Source organism: Pseudidiomarina marina (assembly GCF_044807045.1).
GTDB classification, from domain to species: Bacteria; Pseudomonadota; Gammaproteobacteria; order Enterobacterales; family Alteromonadaceae; genus Pseudidiomarina; species Pseudidiomarina marina.
On record NZ_CP085233.1, the window covers coordinates 2,347,819 to 2,366,105 of the forward strand.

The 18,287-nt window shown below is 50.7% G+C and carries 19 protein-coding genes; 3 read left to right on the plus strand and 16 right to left on the minus strand.

Features of this window, described 5'->3' with window-relative positions; genetic code table 11:
* Positions 1–5: 5 nt before the first annotated feature.
* The 4 genes from LG272_RS11145 to LG272_RS11160 all read right to left on the minus strand — a co-directional run bounded on the left by LG272_RS11145 (position 6) and on the right by LG272_RS11160 (position 4,987).
* Positions 6–3,053 carry a YjbH domain-containing protein gene (locus LG272_RS11145; protein WP_404408617.1) on the minus strand — a complete coding sequence of 1,016 codons (3,048 nt, stop codon included), beginning with the start codon at positions 3,051–3,053 and terminating at the stop codon, positions 6–8.
* A complete protein-coding gene (locus tag LG272_RS11150; protein WP_404408619.1) occupies positions 3,050–3,793 on the minus strand; it encodes a YjbF family lipoprotein in 744 nt (247 codons plus the stop codon). The genes LG272_RS11145 and LG272_RS11150 overlap by 4 nt, the downstream gene beginning before the upstream one ends.
* Positions 3,794–3,928: 135 nt before the next feature.
* The gene (locus tag LG272_RS11155; protein ID WP_404408621.1) at positions 3,929–4,222 is read right to left on the minus strand and encodes a hypothetical protein; all 294 of its coding nucleotides are present in this window, start codon (positions 4,220–4,222) and stop codon (positions 3,929–3,931) included.
* Between the two features lie 150 nt (positions 4,223–4,372).
* A complete protein-coding gene (locus LG272_RS11160; protein ID WP_404408623.1) occupies positions 4,373–4,987 on the minus strand; it encodes an outer membrane beta-barrel protein in 615 nt (204 codons plus the stop codon).
* A 199-nt stretch (positions 4,988–5,186) separates the two neighbouring features.
* Here LG272_RS11160 and LG272_RS11165 point away from each other — a divergent pair, with 199 nt between their 5' ends.
* The 3 genes from LG272_RS11165 to LG272_RS11175 all read left to right on the plus strand — a co-directional run bounded on the left by LG272_RS11165 (position 5,187) and on the right by LG272_RS11175 (position 6,647).
* Entirely contained in the window at positions 5,187–5,909 is a 723-nt protein-coding gene (locus LG272_RS11165; protein WP_404408625.1) for a transposase, read from the plus strand.
* A gap of 63 nt (positions 5,910–5,972) precedes the next feature.
* Complete coding sequence (locus LG272_RS11170) at positions 5,973–6,272, plus strand: type II toxin-antitoxin system HigB family toxin (RefSeq protein WP_404408627.1); 300 nt, start codon at positions 5,973–5,975, stop codon at positions 6,270–6,272.
* A 3-nt stretch (positions 6,273–6,275) separates the two neighbouring features.
* Complete coding sequence (locus LG272_RS11175) at positions 6,276–6,647, plus strand: type II toxin-antitoxin system HigA family antitoxin (protein WP_404408629.1); 372 nt, start codon at positions 6,276–6,278, stop codon at positions 6,645–6,647.
* Between the two features lie 40 nt (positions 6,648–6,687).
* Here LG272_RS11175 and LG272_RS11180 read toward each other — a convergent pair whose 3' ends face one another.
* From LG272_RS11180 to gspD, 12 genes are read right to left on the minus strand one after another with little or no spacing between them, the layout of a single operon-like run.
* Entirely contained in the window at positions 6,688–7,506 is an 819-nt protein-coding gene (locus LG272_RS11180) for a mechanosensitive ion channel domain-containing protein (protein ID WP_404408631.1), read from the minus strand.
* Positions 7,507–7,518: 12 nt separating this feature from the next.
* The gene (locus LG272_RS11185) at positions 7,519–8,292 is read right to left on the minus strand and encodes a type II secretion system protein N (RefSeq protein ID WP_404408633.1); all 774 of its coding nucleotides are present in this window, start codon (positions 8,290–8,292) and stop codon (positions 7,519–7,521) included.
* Complete coding sequence (gene gspM, locus LG272_RS11190) at positions 8,289–8,846, minus strand: type II secretion system protein GspM (RefSeq protein ID WP_404408635.1); 558 nt, start codon at positions 8,844–8,846, stop codon at positions 8,289–8,291. Before gspM ends, LG272_RS11185 begins: the two co-directional genes overlap by 4 nt.
* On the minus strand, positions 8,846–10,072 hold the full coding sequence (gene gspL, locus LG272_RS11195) for a type II secretion system protein GspL (protein ID WP_404408637.1): 1,227 nt from the start codon (positions 10,070–10,072) through the stop codon (positions 8,846–8,848). The genes gspM and gspL overlap by 1 nt, the downstream gene beginning before the upstream one ends.
* Before the next feature lie 3 nt (positions 10,073–10,075).
* Positions 10,076–11,302 (minus strand): type II secretion system minor pseudopilin GspK, encoded by a 1,227-nt coding sequence (gspK, locus tag LG272_RS11200; RefSeq protein ID WP_404408639.1) that lies wholly within the window; start codon positions 11,300–11,302, stop codon positions 10,076–10,078.
* Positions 11,283–11,903: a type II secretion system minor pseudopilin GspJ gene (gene gspJ, locus LG272_RS11205; protein WP_404408641.1), complete on the minus strand. Its 621-nt coding sequence runs from the start codon at positions 11,901–11,903 to the stop codon at positions 11,283–11,285. The genes gspK and gspJ overlap by 20 nt, the downstream gene beginning before the upstream one ends.
* Positions 11,900–12,307, minus strand: a complete 408-nt coding sequence (gspI, locus tag LG272_RS11210) for a type II secretion system minor pseudopilin GspI (protein WP_404408643.1) — start codon at positions 12,305–12,307, stop codon at positions 11,900–11,902. The genes gspJ and gspI overlap by 4 nt, the downstream gene beginning before the upstream one ends.
* Positions 12,307–12,918, minus strand: a complete 612-nt coding sequence (locus LG272_RS11215; protein WP_404408645.1) for a Tfp pilus assembly protein FimT/FimU — start codon at positions 12,916–12,918, stop codon at positions 12,307–12,309. Before LG272_RS11215 ends, gspI begins: the two co-directional genes overlap by 1 nt.
* A gap of 35 nt (positions 12,919–12,953) precedes the next feature.
* Entirely contained in the window at positions 12,954–13,370 is a 417-nt protein-coding gene (gene gspG, locus LG272_RS11220; RefSeq protein ID WP_404408647.1) for a type II secretion system major pseudopilin GspG, read from the minus strand.
* A 9-nt stretch (positions 13,371–13,379) separates the two neighbouring features.
* Positions 13,380–14,642, minus strand: coding sequence for a type II secretion system inner membrane protein GspF (gene gspF, locus LG272_RS11225; RefSeq protein ID WP_404408649.1), 1,263 nt, complete (start codon positions 14,640–14,642; stop codon positions 13,380–13,382).
* A 3-nt stretch (positions 14,643–14,645) separates the two neighbouring features.
* Positions 14,646–16,175, minus strand: a complete 1,530-nt coding sequence (gspE, locus tag LG272_RS11230) for a type II secretion system ATPase GspE (protein ID WP_404408651.1) — start codon at positions 16,173–16,175, stop codon at positions 14,646–14,648.
* On the minus strand, positions 16,168–18,279 hold the full coding sequence (gspD, locus tag LG272_RS11235) for a type II secretion system secretin GspD (RefSeq protein ID WP_404408653.1): 2,112 nt from the start codon (positions 18,277–18,279) through the stop codon (positions 16,168–16,170). The genes gspE and gspD overlap by 8 nt, the downstream gene beginning before the upstream one ends.
* Positions 18,280–18,287: the final 8 nt, after the last annotated feature.

An 18,287-nucleotide genomic window follows, 5' to 3' on the forward strand; every position in this document is an offset into this window, starting at 1 on the left:
CCCTCTTAATCAACATAATACGGGCTACGTTTATCGGTTGCGCCAAACAGACTAAATTCGCGACCTAGCATTTGGCCGCCATCGCGTGTCAATGGGCTCCAGCCGATTGTGCCGCGGCCCGGGCTATAACGTAGCTGCAGTATGTCAAACGGAATGCTGATATAGAACCCTTTGGTGAAGCTACCTTCACCATATTCTTCCGCTGAGACATTGGTTTTCGCTGCATAGGCACCGACAATGATGCCGCTGTCGAACTTGTGATCAAATGCGACGAGCGCACCACGGTCACCGGCTAAGAATTGACCTGCTGCTACACGCACCAAGCTATTTGGCATAAAGTTCGGACGCCAGTAACCGGTTAAATGGCCGGTAATCACGTCATAATCACGGAAACCGAAGTGGTTTTCCCAGTCACGTTGCTTGGCATAGTTAATATCTAAGCCCACCGCCCAATTACTGTCTAATTCACGATAAAGCAATTCGCCACCAAAGCCACCAAACATTTGTTCTTGGTACCCGACGTAACCCGCGGCGAACCAATTGTCGGCTAGCTGGCGACGATGGATTACTTGCAGGTTGCGCAAGAACACATCGCTGCCTGTCACATATTCACGTACATAGGTACGTACGCGCGGCAATGCACCGGTTTCCGTGCCGGTTGTGTAATTGAACTTATCGTAGTTATCGATAACGCGTAAGCTGGCGGTACCGGCGACGAACGTGTTACGGCTTAATGAATAACGCACGCGCGCATCAACGCCGAGCTGATACAAATAAAAGTCTTCTGGCCCGCCGAAGCTTTGGTCTAGGTAAGGCTTCACGCTCACCGTTGGTAGATCGGCAAACTCAAACTCTTTCTTGTAAATCATGTCGCCTGGATTATCGGTCACCTCGCTACGGCTGTATGCCTGTTGCGTGGTGGCATTGATAGTTCGGCGGCCCATGGCGTCTTTGAATATCTCAGCATCAATGTTGTTTTGTGCCAAGTTCATGGTGCCTGATTGATCAATGAACTGATACGTTTTAATGGAATCAGGTACTTCGGTTGCGAGTACGCGGCTGATTTTTTCAAGGCCAAGTTCACTGTCTCGATAGCGATATTGGCTACCGTATAACGTGAGCGTTTGCTCGTCTTCGCTAAGCGCCAACTCACGTACCCACGTGCTCGCTTCAGCGTTCATTGTTGTGCGTAGTTTATTGAGCTCATCTTGTTGCTTGAGCTGTTCGACACTTTGCAGCCGCGGTGGCGCTGGTGGGCGCTTCCGATGGCTATCTATTTTTGGCTGTTTTGCATTCGCAAGGTTCGTGCGCAGGGTAAAACCAAACATGATGGTGTTGCCGCGTTCGTAGCTGGCTTTCAGGCTCATGTTATTGCCGAGATCATACTCTAAGCCGTAGTTCCAACGTGAGTCTTGCGGCATAGCGACCGTCGACGGCTCATTTTTATAGTTGTTACTGTCGTATTCAACTTTGATGCTAAGCGGATCCCACGGCGTTTGGTATTCAAGCCCCGCGAACCAGGCGGTGTTGCCTTTGAACCATTTATCCACTTCAAAGCTTCCACCTCGGCCGCTGAAACCACCTGTGCGATTGCAGAATTCGTCGGTGAGTTCGCAGAACGGATTGTTAATGTTGTTATTTTTACCGAGGTAGCCCCAGCCGATACCCGCAGTAAAATCAAAGTTACCTAAACGCTTGCTGGCAGCTACGTACTCACCAGCAAATAAACCGGTACCAGCAAGGTCTCGAATACCCACACTGGTTTCGGGTATCCAGCGCGTTTCTTCGGTAAGACGAAGTTTTAAATCGACACCGCGGTCTTTATAGGTTTGATCACCTGAGAACTCTTCGAATTGGCTGTACTTGCGGGTACGAATATCATTATATCGCAGTGTTGCTTCTAACCACGGGAACAGTTGTAGATTCAATGCCCAGCGACGGTACTCTTCCTGATCGGAATAGGTAAAGCTAAATTCACCCTGTTCGGCATGACGTCCACTTGGCATTTGCAACAGACCCACGCTGCCATAATCACTCGTACTTGGACGCGGCTTCTTGTCCGCTTCGCCGAAGATAAGCATTGGTGGCTGCTGCTCTTTTTCGCTTTGGGTGTACTTACCCAACGTAGTGAAATGACTGGTTTCATGCAGAGTTGGCTGCAATGGGTTCCAGTACTTCGCAAGCTCTGCCATTTGCGTGTTTATGTTTTTGAATTCTTTTGGCAGTTTTTTGGTGTTGAACAACGCTAGTATTTTTGCGCCAGCTGAAAATTTCTGGCTGTGAGCGTTATATGGATCGATTGCGATTTCTTGAATGTCGCCTTGAGCGGTTACTTGTAGCACTTTGTCTTTATGCGTGATCGCTTCAAGGCGCTGCTTGAAGTTCTCTTTGTGCGCGGTTTCACGTGCGGTGAAATGCGGGTGGTAGCTCATGGTGAACGGCATCCACACAGCGCCAATTACTTGCAGGTGCTTTGTTTGGTGTTTCTCGATTGTTGGCATGAGCAACTGATACCGCGCCGGCTGCTCTTTGGAGCCCTGCGGTAGCTGCGGGTTTGCATTGATGTTGAGGCGCGCCTCGTCGTAATAGCTGGTAAGGCTGCTCTTTTTGTTGATATCGACGCCTAGCGTGACATCTTTCGGACCCTGCTCAACATGGCCGCGACCAATTGGCTCAGCGCCCACTACCGGCCAATTTGAGATTTGGCTGGCGATGCGGTTAGCTAGTTGCGCATAACTACGTTGGCCTTCTTGCTGAAAGTAGCGTTCGAGTTTGTAGAGTTGCTGGGTAAGCTGCTTTTGCTTTTGAATGATCTCGTTGTGCTTTTCTGCGCTGACAAGACGCACGCCCGGCCAAAAGATTTCTTCTGGTTTAATTTGCGCGTTCTCGTACACCTGGTGTAGACGCGGGCTGCCGGCAAATTGCAACTCTGGGGCCTTTTCTGGGCCTTGAATTTTTACGGCGACCGTTGCTTGGTTCTGGGCATAAGCGCTTGTTGCAGCCGTTGCTACAGCGAATGCGATGGCTGTGAGTTTAAGAGTGCGCGTGATCATCCGTTATTCTTCACTTTTTCTAGGGTGTACGGCTTCACTTCTTCAATGGTTGCGAAGGTACTTTCGGAGTTACTTTGGGGCGCGATGAGCTGGTGCGATTTCACAATGCGACCGTTGTCGGTGCTGATGTAAAAGGTGTTGGTGATGTGGTGGTCGCTTGTGCCAGTGCTTACGCGTTCTTCAATTTTGATGACTTGGTGCTCGCTGCCGTTAGCCAAACTGACTTGCTCGGTAGCGCCTACTTTGAATTCAGAGGTATAGGTGTACGCCTGATCTTCGATTTTTTCCGGCGTAGCGGTGGTGACCCAGATCTCACGCTGCCAGGTTGTTGAGCAGGTCTCGAGATCGTTATCATCAATAATAGCAACACGGAAACACCCTAGCGGGTCATTTTTTAAGTTACTGGTATGTGCGATAGCGCCGCTCATATTATTGGTCGCTGTAATTCGACCGTGCTTGGTGTGGATAATTTCCTCACCGCCGGTGCGCCATTTAAGTACGCCATTATCGTCGAATGCCAATGCCATAAATGCGCGCGGTCGCTTATCAACTTGAATGTAGCTACCGGCATACGGGAATTCTTCAATTTCTTGTTGGCTGAGCGTCACGTCTTCTGGTGTGCTGAAGAGTTCGGTGACAATTTCTTGATAATTTTGAAGGCGAGCGCTACAGCCACTTATCAGCGTGCTGATGAGAGCCAAAATGATGACTTGAATGTAAAAGGTTTGTTTGGCTTTCATGATTTAGTTTTGGGTTCTGTTTGCTGGAGCTTTTGTGTTCTATTTATTCCGGCGATATTAACATAATTATCACCTTCACAAAATAAAAAAGCCGCAAGCTTGCGCTTGCGACTTTTATGTTTACTTCAAACTAGATTACATACCTACAGTTGAGGTAGTTGTGCTAGTTGAAGTAACGGTACCGTTGCCGTTATCGTCGTCGTCATCATCGTCGTCGTTGTCGTTGTTTTCTGGCATGACGTAATCGTCGTCATCGTCAGTTGCAACAACTAAAACAGCTACGCCAGCAACACCAGCGGCTACCATTGCGCCAGTAGAGAATGCTGCACCTGAACCAGATGCCTCAGCGCCACCAGCTTGACCAGATGCCATTGCAGTTGGCGCTAACGCCATAAGTGCAGCAGCAAATAATGCTGATAAAGTTTTCATAATATTTCCTCTTCCTTACTTCTTTGATTGGCCAATCAGCTCACGTCTATGTGAGTGATCACTTGTAAATCTATCAGTTAGTTAGAGGTCTGTAAAGGTGAAAATTGTAAGTGAGAGGTGGGGTGCAGTCCAAGGACTGCCCCCTCTTTATCAGAAGTGGAAGTTGCCGCTTAGCGCGACGTAGCTGTTATCAGAGTCAACAAGTGTGTAACCAAGGCCTAAGCTGAATTCATTAGTGATGTAGTACTGGCCGCTAATGCTCCATTCTTGGTCGCTGCCGTCGTAGATATCGACGTGACGTACGTTTGCGTCGACTTCAAAAACGTCGGTGATACGGGTGCGCATACCAATTTGGGCGTTCCAACCGGTGTCGTCTTCGTTGAAGCTACCAACACCGCTGTCGACGTCAATTTCGCTGTACACCAAGCCAGCGCTGGCGTAAGCCACCATGTTATTCATTTGATAGAACTTGAAGGCAAGGTTGCCGTACAGCGTATTTGCGGTGGCGTCGACGTCAACGCCGCTAACGGTGTAATCGTCGGTGGCGTAAATGTAATTTACGTCGAAGAACCAGTCTTGATTAATGTGGCGGTTAAACTGCAGGCCGGCGCCGTTCAAGGTTTCGCCTTCGAGGTCGTAGTTGATATAGCTCACGCCGAGCTTGTCGAAGCTAGGCTGTTGTAGAGTTTGTTGCGCTTGCGCTGTTGTTGTTAATGCGGCGATTGCTAGCGCAGCAACTGACATTTTTGTTACGAAAGGTTTCATTGCTCTCTTCCTTTTGTTGAAGTCCTGCTTTCAGCATAGGCGAGAGGTGGGGTGCAGTCCAAGGACTGCACCCTTCTTTTGCTCAGAATTTACGTGGCCTGAAAGGTGGTAAAATAAGGCATCGGTGCCCGCACCGGTAAGTGGGGTGCAGTCCTTGGACTGCACCCCTCCTCTCCCATCCATACACAAGGAGTGTGTTATGCCTCGCAGAAAGCGATACCAAGGGGCTCAGGTTTGTCAGCATATCTTTGATCGTGGCATCAATAAAATGCGGATATTTCATGACGAAAAAGACTATGCGGCGTTCATTCATCGCGCTTTTGACTTCGCCGAAGAGTACGAGATTGCCCTGCACGCCTGGGTGATGATGAGCAATCATTTTCATTTTTTGCTCACGCCTAAAAATCCACGCACCATCAGTATTTTCATGCAAAAACTTAAAGGGAGTTATACGCAGCATTACAACAAGAAATACAACCGCTCAGGCACGCTCTGGGAGCAACGATTCCGTCAACTATTAGCAGATGGCCAGCGATACATTTTAGAGTTATATCGGTATATCGAGTTGAATCCGGTGCGCGCTGGAATGGTAAAGGGCCCACGTCAGTATCATTGGAGCAGTTTTCACACCAACGCATGGGGATTACACAGCTATGGTTTAGTGGAACATCCGCTGTATACCCTACTTGGCTCGGACCCAGATGAGCGACAAGCTAATTATCGGGATTTCATTCGTCGATCGTTCAATGTCGAAGCCTCGCATTACGAAGCTCAGTGCAAAATCATCAACACTGCCCGCAACCAAATTGCCGTCTACGGCGACGAAGAGTTCCACAAAATGCTCTCGGCGCAGGTCGACTTCCCGCTCGTGAGCTACACCCGCCTCGTCAACATGGCGCTCGCCGACGACGAAGATGAATAAGAGGAGGGGTGCAGTCCTTGGACTGCACCCCTTTATTTCCCATATCGGGAAAATGGAGCTATAATGCGAATAATTTCAAGAAAAACACTTCGTGATTTTTGGGAACAACCCAGGTTTACCGACTCTGAGCAGGCGCTCAAAGCATGGTTTGATGAAGTAAAGAAGGCCGATTGGAAATTTCCAAACGACGTCAAATGGCAGTACAGAAATGCGAGCTTTGTCGGTAAAAACAGAGTCATCTTCAATATTCACGGAAACAAATATCGTTTGATTGTCATGGTTAACTACAAATTTTCGATCGTTTATATCCGGTTTGTGGGTACTCATGAGCAATATGACAAGATTAACGCGGCAGAGGTATAGCACTTGAATATTCAACCTATCAAAACAGAAGACGACTATCTGTCGACTATGCGACGCATCGAAGAAATATTCGATGCGGAACCGAACACGCCTGAAGGTGACGAGCTTGATGTACTGACAACGCTGGTTGAGGCTTATGATACACGAAAATTTGTCATTGAAACTCCCGATCCGGTTGAAGCAATTAAGTTTCGAATGGAACAGTTGGGGTTAGCAGATGCCGATTTAGTGCCGTTTCTCGGACAACGTAGCAGAGTCAGTGAAGTGCTGAATAAAAAACGCAAACTAAGTTTGGCGATGATTCGAAATCTAAACCATGGACTGGATATTCCGCTTGAGAGTTTAGTGCGCGAATATCCGCTTTCGCAGAAGTAAATAAGTGGGGTGCAGTCCTTGGACTGCACCCCTCCTTTTTCTAGTCTTGTTTGTGCAGGTGCACATCCATTTGCGGATAAGGGATTCCAATTTCGTTTTTGTCTAATGCAATTTTAATTTCGCGCATCAAGTCCCAATACACCGCCCAATAGTCAGTGCTTTTCACCCAAGGGCGAACAATGAAATCGACCGAAGAGCTGTTTAATGCATGAACCTGGATGTTCCAAGCTGGATCTTTCAGCAAACGTTCATCTGCTTTCAATACACTTTCAAGCACTTCTTTGGTTTTGTGCAAGTCGGCGTCGTATGACACGCCGATAAGCAGATCGACACGGCGAGTATCTTCTCGGTTGTAGTTCGTAATTGGCGAGCCGGTAATCTGCGCGTTCGGCACGAATACCACTTTGTTATCTGGTGTTTTCAGGATAGTTTGGAAGATGTTCACTTCTTCAACGGTACCCGAAACGCCACCTGCGTCCACGTATTCACCGGCACGGAATGGACGGAATAAGATGATTAATACGCCCGACGCCATGTTCGATAGCGAGCCTTGCAGTGACAGGCCGATTGCCAAACCGGCGGCACCTAAAATAGCAATGAAGGATGTGGTTTCGACGCCAACCTGAGACAGCGCCATGAGCACGGCGGCGATGAAAATAACCGAGCGAACAATGGCGCCAAGGAAGCTAATCACGGCTTTATCGGTGCCGCGTTTCTCCATGCCTTTGCCCATTAACTTAGAAACTGAGTTCGCTACAATCTTACCGACAATTAAGATGATAATTGCGACGATAAATTTTACGGTGTAGCTGAGAATTAGCTCTTGGTTTTCGCTAATCCATGTCGTGACTTGTTCCATAAGTACTCCTTTTTACCATTTAAAGTTGTATCGGCCTTGAGCGTCCGGTTTTCCGATGAAAACTAACAGCTCAGAGATTGGCTGCGGGGTTTGCAACGTTGGTTTCATACTGCCGTTTACGCTCAGTTGCGGTGCATCGATACGCCCATTCACTTGTGCGTCTAAGCGCAAACCAACGATGTTATTATCGTCGATTCTAACATTTATGCCATTTTCAGCATTGCATGTGAGCGTCGCTAAATAGTCTCCCAGTTCATACCACTGCTGGTTAATTCGCATTTCAGTTCGCCGCGCATTGATTGTACCGGCTAACGCATCGCAGATCTTTCCGCTATTAAAATCAGAGACTTGATAATCAGTGATATCAAGTTCGAAGTTACCAGCCATAGTGATGGGTACGGGAAGTTTCAGTTGTTGGATCGCCGGCTGCATTGCGCCCTTGAGATTGCCTTTGAGCTGCGCCTGCGACATTCCCGCGTTGATAACGGCTGTGCCATACAGATAATTCTTCGACGGAATTTCGACTGCGATTTCCGCTTCAGCCATGAATAACTTCCACGGATTCAGCTGCCATTGCACATCGTCAAGATTTAACATGCCGCCTGTCGGCAGCTTTGCACTAATATTCGCCCGCCCGTTCCATATCGTACCTGCGGTGGAGGAGACGTGCAGTCCCTGCTCCGGAGCTAGGCCTGCACCCCACTTAATCACTGAAGCGGGTGTCAACGCGATCAGCGCAATCAGGTACAACGGAATTAGCCATAACAGCCAGCGCCACGACATCATTCCGCCACCTGCAAGCGACGTACCCGAACAATACCCGGCTCACCGCCTTCGGTCGCATCGAGGTGTTCGATAACGAGGCCAGCTTGAGTCTCAAGGCTTTCGATGAACTGCAGCAGCGCGTTAAATGGCACTTCGTCTATTACCACAACTAAGCTGTCAGACTGTGGTTGCATGCGCGTGACTTCGATTTTGGCGGCGGTAGCTAAGCGCGTGACGCGTTCGCTCATGCTGCCGTTCATGGCTGAGGTGGGGGTGCTGTCCTTGGACTGCACCCCACCTTTTTGCGAAAGGTAGCGGCCGGTGTTTTCACGCACCCACTGCAATAGCTCTTGCTGCGCGACAACTTTAGCTTCACGCTCGGCGATGCCATCGGCTAACGGCTTCCAGGCAATGAAGTACGCCAACGTAATGACCAGAAGCACTGCGGCTACGCTGACTAATCGTTTCTCGCGTTGGTTCATTTGGTTCACGCGCGCTTCTAACCCCGGAACGCGTTGCACTATTTGCTGTAACAAACTCTGCTGTAACAAACTCTGCTGTAACAAACGAGGCATCACACATCCTTCTTCACGGTTAGGGCGCCGCTTACTGCACCGCTTTGGTTACTCACAGGTCCTTGCTCAACAACCACCTGCCCACCTTGATTCGCTACTTTACGAAAGTTCTCTAAGCTGTCGAAACTACTGGCGTTTACTTGCATGCGAAGGGTTTTGTCATCGTAACGGATAAGCTCAAGTCTGACATCGCGATTCGCTTTAAACGCACCTTCAAGATGCGCCAATAACTCAAGCGGCGATGATTTTGTGCCTTGCATGCCTAAACTTTCTAAGTGGCGATTGAGTTGCGAGCGGACATTTACAATGCGCTTTTCATTCGGAAACGCATCGCGATAGGTTTGCTCAATAGCTTGTTCGAGTTGCGCACTTTGATTGCCAAGTTGCACATATTCAATCACTTGCGAGCTATAAGCCACCGCCAACAGTACACCAGCCGCAATCGCCGCTGGTTTGTAAGTGCTTACTTTCACGCCTTTGCGCTTTTTACGCTGCGAGCGAAACTCTTGCTGACGAAGATTAATCATCGGTGGCGCAGATTTCCGCGCGTTGTAAGTGGTGGCAACCACACTCAATGGCACTTCGATATCCATCTGCTCGACCGGCTGCAACTGCATACCTTCGGTTACAATTGGCGCGAGCGCGGTGTCGGTGGTAAAGCCGGTGTACTGTCCGGTGCGCACAATCACCGTCTCGCCTAGGGTTAGGGAGGTGGGGTGCAGTCCTTGCTCCGGAGCTGGGCCTGCACCCTCTTCGCTTTCAGACAACTGCGGTTGTACCTGCGGCGCTGGCACCATAAAAATATCGGGGTAAATTTCGTCGCACTCAATATCGGCTTCGTCCAATGCTGCTAGCCATTTTGCCATAACTTCGCGGGCGACAACGGCAACGTGCAGTCCAAGGACTGCCCCCCCCTTCTTCGCCGGAGGCCACGCAAAGTGCAACTCGCCAATATCCTGCGCCAATTCATCTTCTAACGCGTTCGGCACTACCTGTGGCAGCATGCGAATCGCGCTACTAGGCAATTCCACTTGTGTGAGTAACAACTCGGTACCTGGCGCGTAACAAATTACCTCGCGACTACGGGCGTGGTCCGTCAGTTGGCTTAACTCGGACAAATCATTCAGCGTTCCGCTTGCAATTAATTCGCTTTGCGCTGGGCTCCAAATCAGCCAGTGCAGCGGCTCGCGTTCAGCCGAGCTCAAGCGGATAAATAGTTGTTCCATAATTTAGGGTTCTCCTGCGCCGCGATACAATACTTCTGCGGTCTCGCTGGTGATTAAAAACTGGCTCTCGGCGGCCATCGTCAGGTCGCCATAACCAATTTTTGCGTTTAATTGAAAATACTTACTGTTCACGTCTAAATCGTCAAGTGCACCACCGATTGTTTGCGCGGTCACGCCATTTGGGGTTACACCGCCGCCAAAATTCGGTCGGGTACCGCGCGATGCGGCATCATTTATCGCCCCATTATTACGCGCATCGTCCATACTTTCATAGCCACTTTCGCGACGGGAGGCCAAGAAACTCGCGGCATCGCCCATCGACATTGCACCGACTGTTACAGCCTGCAAGAGCTCGGGTTGCTCTTTACTAACCGTATTTATGTTTAATTTCAGACTGTTATCGCGAGGAATAACACATACGTACGGTTTAATTTGCTGATAAATACGCGCCGTCACACCACGCACTAAGCGTAATTCGCTCACATGAACCAGCCAACTGTTCGCCGCCCGATACGGAAACTGCAAGCTCTGATAATCCACCGATTCAGCGCCGTAACTGCCATCAATGTTATCATCGCTATCGAGCCAGTCGGCCAGCGAATCGACAATCACGTCTGCGGCATATGGCTCCATGTTATCGTCAGTTGCCATCAACAGCATGCGTAGTTGCGCTTTGCGGCGTTCGCGTAACACATCTGGCGCGATTGAACCGCCCGCATTATTGCCACTACCCGAGTTGGCGTTGTTGTTATTCGTGCCGGAGTTCGAGCCGGTATTGGTGCCGCTTTGGCTGCCTTGCCCGGTATTCGAAGGGGGTGCAGTCCCTGCTCCGGAGCCGGAGCTGACCCCATCCTCTACCCGCAATGAGTTCAAATTAAAACAACTCTGCAAATCTTGAATTTCACCTTTGATTGCACCGCCATCAACTGGGTAAATGCTGCCGCTCTTACTTTGCTGATACCACATTTGCTGCTGGGTCACGACCCCGTCGTTTTCACTCACTTCGCGTTGTAGCAACTCTCGCACAATTTCTTCGGCGCTTAACCAATACCAATAGGCTTGTTCAGCTTGTTGAAAATTGGCGGTTCGCAACACCGTGGTTTGTAAGCGCCCACTTAATGTCACGGCCATGATGGATACGAGTGCCACAACTAATAGCACCATTAATAACGCCACACCACGTTGACGCACAGGCCCGACTGCGGGCGAATTACGGCGACGGCTGATCATCAAGACCTCCGTCATTAATCAAAAACACCCGCGTGATGGTGCCCCAAGTTTCTGTTTCAATCGTAATCTCGAGCGCTGGCGGTAAGCCTTCGATATCGCTATTGTCGTTCGAATTATTGCGCGCGGAGGTGGGGGTCTGTCCTTGGACTGCACCCCTCTTAAGGGGTTTGGCGGTGAAGGCGGTGACGCCCTCAAGCACGATGCGCGATACCGGATCGGACGATTCACTCACATCGACAAAGTTAAAATGCTCGCGCACCAGATTGCCTTCGCGAATTAAGTAGGCCACCGGCTGCAATTCACTGCGCGGAAATAAGCCCAGCGGATTAAACCAGCCCGAGCGAACAAATCCCAAACGATCATCGTCAATAAAGATATAACGCCCAGTCGGATTATCGCGTGCCACCATTTGGCGAATGTCTTGCTCTAAAATCAGCATGCTGTACTGGAGTTTTTCGAGCCGGGCGATGGCGGCTTCGCTTTGCTCGCTGGTACGCATAATGGCGTTAATCACCGCGGCTGAGGCAAGCCCTATCACCGCCATGATGACGACGGTGACCAATACTTCAACTAAGGTGAATCCGCGACGATGCTGCATCATGGGCGCGCACCGCCATCAGCAGAACCAGAGTCTGGGCCTAAATATCGGCTCAAGACCACCAAAGCACCCTCGTTACTATCACTCGAGCTGGGTTGCTCTGCAAATACACGCACCGTCACATAAAACACATCTTCGGTTTGTGTTTTCAACACTTCTGAGCGCCAAAACCACTGACGTGAGCCAACCACTTCCGCGCCGCTGGCACCGTTTTCAGGAGGATAATCCAAGCTCACTCGCGCCATCGCATTCGCCGCGGCATATTGCGCCATCGACTTGTCCTGCATGTAGTTCAGATCATTTAAATGTTGGCTGGTTGCAGCCACTGCAGCCAGTGCCGCCAAGGCGAAAATGCCCAGTGCAAACATCACTTCCACTAAGGTGAATCCACGGTTACGCATACTCATTAATTTTCGCGCTCCAGCACAATATCGACGCCATCCGTACTGGCAATGCGCCAGCTAACTGGCTCTCCTAGCAAGCCCACATGACGCACAAATAATTCAAATGGTGGGAGATCGCCGCTACCAAAAATAAATAATTGGGGTGTGGGTTCACTGGCTGGTTTGTCGTCGTCGGAGCGAGTTCCGCGGTCCTCACGGTCCACGGCGAATACTTCATCGAGCTCAGTATCGTCTTGTTGTAACAGCTCGAGATCGCCGGCCTCGACGGTTAGCTCGATATCGGTGCTGAGATCCGTGCGCCGCAAACCTCGGTGGGTGATATCCTGCCAGCGACCGTCGGTGAATTGAAGAAAACGGTAGCTGTTACCGTCGTCAATGCGCAAACCGAGAATGGCGTGGCGCACTAAGGCGTATTCGCGGGCGTAGCGGATGCGTTCGTAGAGTACTCGTGCATTGTCGGCAGCTTCGTCGTCCTGTTTATCGGGTACGACGAAACTGACGGTCAGCGCCAGCATGCCGATAACCGCCATGGTGACCATGACTTCGACTAGGGTGAAGCCTTGGTGACTCGTTCGGCTTCTGCGATTAGCGGCATGATTCGTGGGTAGCATCATTAGCGGCCTTCGGCCACCCGTCGTGGAACGACGGGCTACTCGATGTTCCAGTTGCCGATGTCGTCGTCGGTGCCAGTTTGGCCATCAGGACCGGCTGAAAAAATGTCGATATCGCCGAACTCACCCGGGCTTAATAACAGGTATTCGTTGCCCCATGGGTCGGATGGCAAACGTTGGATGTAGCCGCCGCGACGGTAGTTGCGCGGGCGCGGGTCAACGTTTGGCTCTTCGGTTAAGGCTTCAAGGCCTTGCTCGGTAGTTGGGAACGAGCCGTTATCAAGGCGATATTGTGCCAATGCATTTTCCAGCGCAATGATGTCGGTACGCGCTTTTTGACGGTTGGCTTGGTCTGCTGAGCCGAGCACGTTTGGCAAAATTAACGACGCTAATAAACCAAGGATGGCGATAACCACCATCACTTCGATAAGGCTGAATGCGGATTGTTTTTTCATGGTTTTCCTCTAAAGTCCTACGCTTTGGTTGAGCTCTAATATAGGTTGAATGATTGCGAGTACGATCAGTAAGACCACGCCAGCCATGACAACGATCAATGCGGGCTCAAATATTTTTAGCGCGACGTTCATGGTGGTTTCAAAATCGCGGTCTTGGTTGTCGGCGGCACGCCCGAGTAGCTGTTCGAGTTCACCTGATTTTTCGCCGGCAGCAATCATGTGCAGCATCATTGGCGGAAATAATTTGGTTTGCGCTAGTGCAGCTCGTAATGATGAGCCTTCTCGCACTCGGTCGCAGGCTTCTTCAACCGCAATTTGCATCGCGCGGTTGGTCAGCACGCGGCCGGTAATTCTTAAACCATCCAGTAGCGGCACCGCTGAGGCCGACAAAATACTTAACGTTCGCGCAAAGCGTGCCGTATTCACGCCCTTAATCACACGCCCAAACAGCGGCACTTTCAACACCCAAGCATCGAACTTGTCGCGCCGTGATGGTTTGCGTAACAGCTGTCCGCCAACAACTAATCCCACTAGAATTATCCCCAGCAGAAACAGTCCATAATTTTGTAAGAATTGGCTGACGGCTAGTAAGAACGTGGTGGTTGGCGGTAGATCTTGGTCGAGGCCGCTAAATTGTTCGACAATTTGTGGCACCACACTCACCAGCAAGAAGATAATCACGCCAATGGCGACTAACGTCAAAATGGTTGGATACACCAACGCTTGCACCAACTGCCCTTTGAGGCGGTTACGCTGCTCGGTGTAATCGGCTAAGCGATTCAACACTTCATCTAAGTGCCCCGAACGCTCCCCCGCCGCGACCATCGCGGTAAATAATTTATCAAATACGTGCGGATACTCAGCCATTGCCTCGGCTAATGAATACCCTTCCACGACCTTGGAGCGAACCGCCATAATTAGCTTCTGTAGCCGTGGTTTATCGGTTTGTTCAGATACCGCAAACAACGCTTGCTCAATAGGCAGAGCCGCGGAGACTAAAGTCGCTAATTGGCGGGTAATCAAGGCTAAATCGGCGGCGCCAACACCGCGCGTTTGCAAGCGCTTGAGGAGGGGTGCAGACCCTGCTCCGACCCCTGCTCCGGACCGCGTCCCCGATCGAGAGGAGCTTCCCTCTTCAGCCAATTCAACAGCAACCGGAATCAGCCCCTGCTCGCGCAGTTGTGCGCGCACTTGGCGTTCGGTATCGGCTTCAATGACACCTTTGGTTTTGCGACCGCTGGCGTTTAACGCCTGAAATGCATACGCTGCCACCGGTTACTCCTCGCGCGTTACGCGCAACACTTCTTCTAAGGTGGTGATGCCAGCAATCACTTTGGCCAAACCATCATCTCGAATGGATGGCGCCAACGCGCGTACATATTTTTCAATGGCTTGTTCGCCATGGCCATTATGAATAAGCTCGCGGACGCGCTCATCCACCACCAATAATTCATGAATACCGGTACGACCGCGATAACCAGTGTGATTACACTTGTCGCAGCCCACTGCACGATACAATTGGGCGCCACCGTCCACTGTCGCGTCAGCCACGTAAGCAAGTTCCTCAGCCGAAGCTTGATAAGGCTCCTTACAGTCGTCACACAAGGTTCGTACCAAGCGCTGCGCCAGCACTGCCAATAACGAAGACGACAATAAGAATGGCTCCACGCCCATGTCTTCGAGGCGGGTAATCGCGCCTGCTGCGGTGTTGGTGTGCAAGGTCGACAGAACCAAATGACCGGTCAACGATGCCTGCACGCCAATTTGCGCGGTTTCAACGTCGCGGATCTCACCCACCATCACCACATCGGGGTCTTGGCGCAAAATGGCACGTAAACCGCGAGCAAAGGTCATGTTCACCTTCGGGTTCACCTGCATTTGACCAATGCCTTCAATGGAATATTCAATCGGATCTTCCACTGTCAAAATGTTGCGGTCGCGCGAGTTAATTTCCATCAACCCAGCATACAAGGTGGTGGATTTACCCGAACCGGTTGGGCCGGTGACCAAGATAATACCGTGTGGTTTTTTAATCAGTTGCGAGAAAATACGGCGGTTCGCTTCGGTCATACCGAGCTGTTCGAGGTTCAAGCGTGCGTTGTTTTTATCAAGCAAACGCAACACCACCCGTTCGCCATGATTGGATGGCATGGTCGATACCCGCACATCCACCGCGCGGCCGGCAATCAGCAAGCTTATGCGGCCATCTTGCGGTACGCGTTTCTCAGCGATATCAAGCTGCGCCATGACCTTAATCCGCGATACCAACAATGAGCTAAGTTTACGGTTTGGACGAATCACTTCGCGTAACACGCCATCGATGCGAAACCGCACCAACAGATCTTTCTCAAAGGTTTCTATGTGAATATCCGAAGCACCCTCTTTGATGGCTTCCGAGAGCATGGCGTTAATGAGTTTGATAATTGGGGCGTCGTCTTCGCTCTCTAACAAGTCTTCGGTTTGCGGGAGTTCATCGGCCAGCGAAAATAAGTTACTTTCGTTGCCGATATCTTCCATCAACTGCTTCGCTTCCGACGAATCGCGTTGGTAAGCCTGCGTCAAAATCGCTTCGAATTCTTCGGCGCTGTGCTCTTGTAATACGAACGGGGTGCCTAACACGCGGCGCACCTCGAGCAAAGCTTGCGGGCTGACGCCATGACGCGCGTGCACGATGGCATCACCAGACACCGCATCATCCGCCCCAGAAACAGCGGCGTAGGCCACCACCACCCCGTGGCGTTTCGCAAACGCGAATGGCAACCGTCGCGGTGCCACTTGCGCGGCCACATTCGCGATATCAGTCATTACCACTGCCCTTATTTTCTTCTTCCATATACTTTTCGAACGATGGCGGCAACGTCAACGGCCCATCCCACTCCGGTAATACCGGCTGGTCAGTCAGCGGCATCAACGAAATGCCTTCTTCGTCCGCTTTAATTTGCTCAGCGCGGATGTAGTTATATTTCCGAGACGAAATCTGCGATGCTGCAGCACCATCACGCACAATTGTTGGGCGCAAAAACACCATCAAGTTGCGCTTTTGACGCGACGTTGAAGTGCTCTTAAACAAGTGCCCCAAAAACGGAATATCGCCCAAAACCGGTACTTTCGACTCCGATTCTTGCACGTCTTCGTCAATCAAGCCACCCAGCACAATGGTTTCGCCATCGTCTGCCATAACAACGGTTTTTAATTCACGTTTATTGATGGTGATATCCACCGAGGTGGCACCGCTGATGCTTGATACTTCCTGCTCAATCACGAGCTGCACACCGCTGCCTTCGTTAATTTGCGGCGTTACTTTTAATTTAATACCCACGTCTTCACGTTCAACGGTTTGGAACGGGTTGTCGTTATTTGAACCGGTGGTTGAACCGGTAATTGTTGGCACTGACTGCCCCACCAAGAACGACGCTTCTTCATTATCCACGGTCATAATTGACGGCGTCGCCAAAATATTTGAGTTGGTATTGGTGGTCACCGCTTGCAAAATCGCGCCCCAATCGTTTTTCACGACACCAACCATCATGCCGTTCACGTTCTGTAATACCTGCGCCAATAGCGACACATCGCCCGGCTGTGCAGGCTCTTCAGTCACTAATGGGTTGCCCGCATTATCATATTGGGTTGTCGTTCTTCCCGGCTGTTCGCGCGCCAAATAAGCACCTGCAGCAATCTGGCCGATTGGCGCTTGGCGACCGTTGTTATATTGCACCATGCCGCCATCTTCGCTAATCCATTGCAGACCGAAATCAACGCCATCGCCTTCCATAATTTCAACGATGATTGCTTCCACATGTACTTGTGCGCGACGAATATCCAATTGGCGAATCACGCCCTCAAGGCTTGCTAGCAAATCAGGCTGCGCGGTAATCACTAACGAGTTCGACGCGTCATGCGCACTAATTGAGATTTCGCCGCTCGACGAACTTGAACGACGTGCTGCTGCCGTTGTTCCGGCGGCTGAAGACGCTGACTCTTTTTCAGCCTGTAAGCTTTGGCTCACGCCCTGCAACACATCCACGAGCTCTTCAGCTTTGGCGTACTTTAAGTAGTAAACGCGCGTGTTGCCTTCGGTTTTCAAATCTTGATCAAGCTGATTAATCAGCTTCATTACCCGCTGTCGTGCCCGCGGCTCACCGCTAATGACGACGCTATTGGTACGTTCATCAGCCACAATTTTTGGAATCAATAAGGCTGGCGTGCCGTCATTGGCTTTCTCAAACAAACTTAAAGCAATACGCACCACTTCAGAAGCCGATGCAAACTCAAGTTTCACGACGGTCACGTCTTGGTCACCGGCGCGATCCACACGCTCGATAATTTCAACTAAGCGCTGCACAGTTTCGCTACGACCGGTGATCATAATCACGTTGGATGGGTCATAGCTCACCACGTTGCCGCCGCCACTTTGGTCGTTTAATAAACGCAACAAGGGTGCTAATTCACGCACGCTGACGTTCGAGACAGGCACTACGCGGGTGATTAACGTATCGCCACCGAGCGAGTTGTCATCGACCACCGGAATTGCACCGTTACGGGCGTCTTTGTCGCGCATCACTTTAATCACGCCCGATTCCATTTCGATGGTGGCGAAACCATACACATCTAATACGTTTAAGAAGAACTGCCAGTACTGGCTTTCGTTCATCACGTCGTAACTGCGCACGTCAATGCGACCACGCACATCAGGATCAATAATGATGGTACGGCCTAAGTTGCGTCCCACCACCTGAATAAATTCGGTGATATCGGTATTTTTAAAGCTCGCTGCGTATTCAACCGGCTCGTCCGCGGTTTGCCGTTGTTGCTGCGTCGCTTGGCGTGATTGCTGCGCGCTCACATCATGGAAGGTTCCCGCGAGAGCCGCGCCGATTGTGATGGCCAAAGCCAATGAGGTTTTACGCATACTTATCC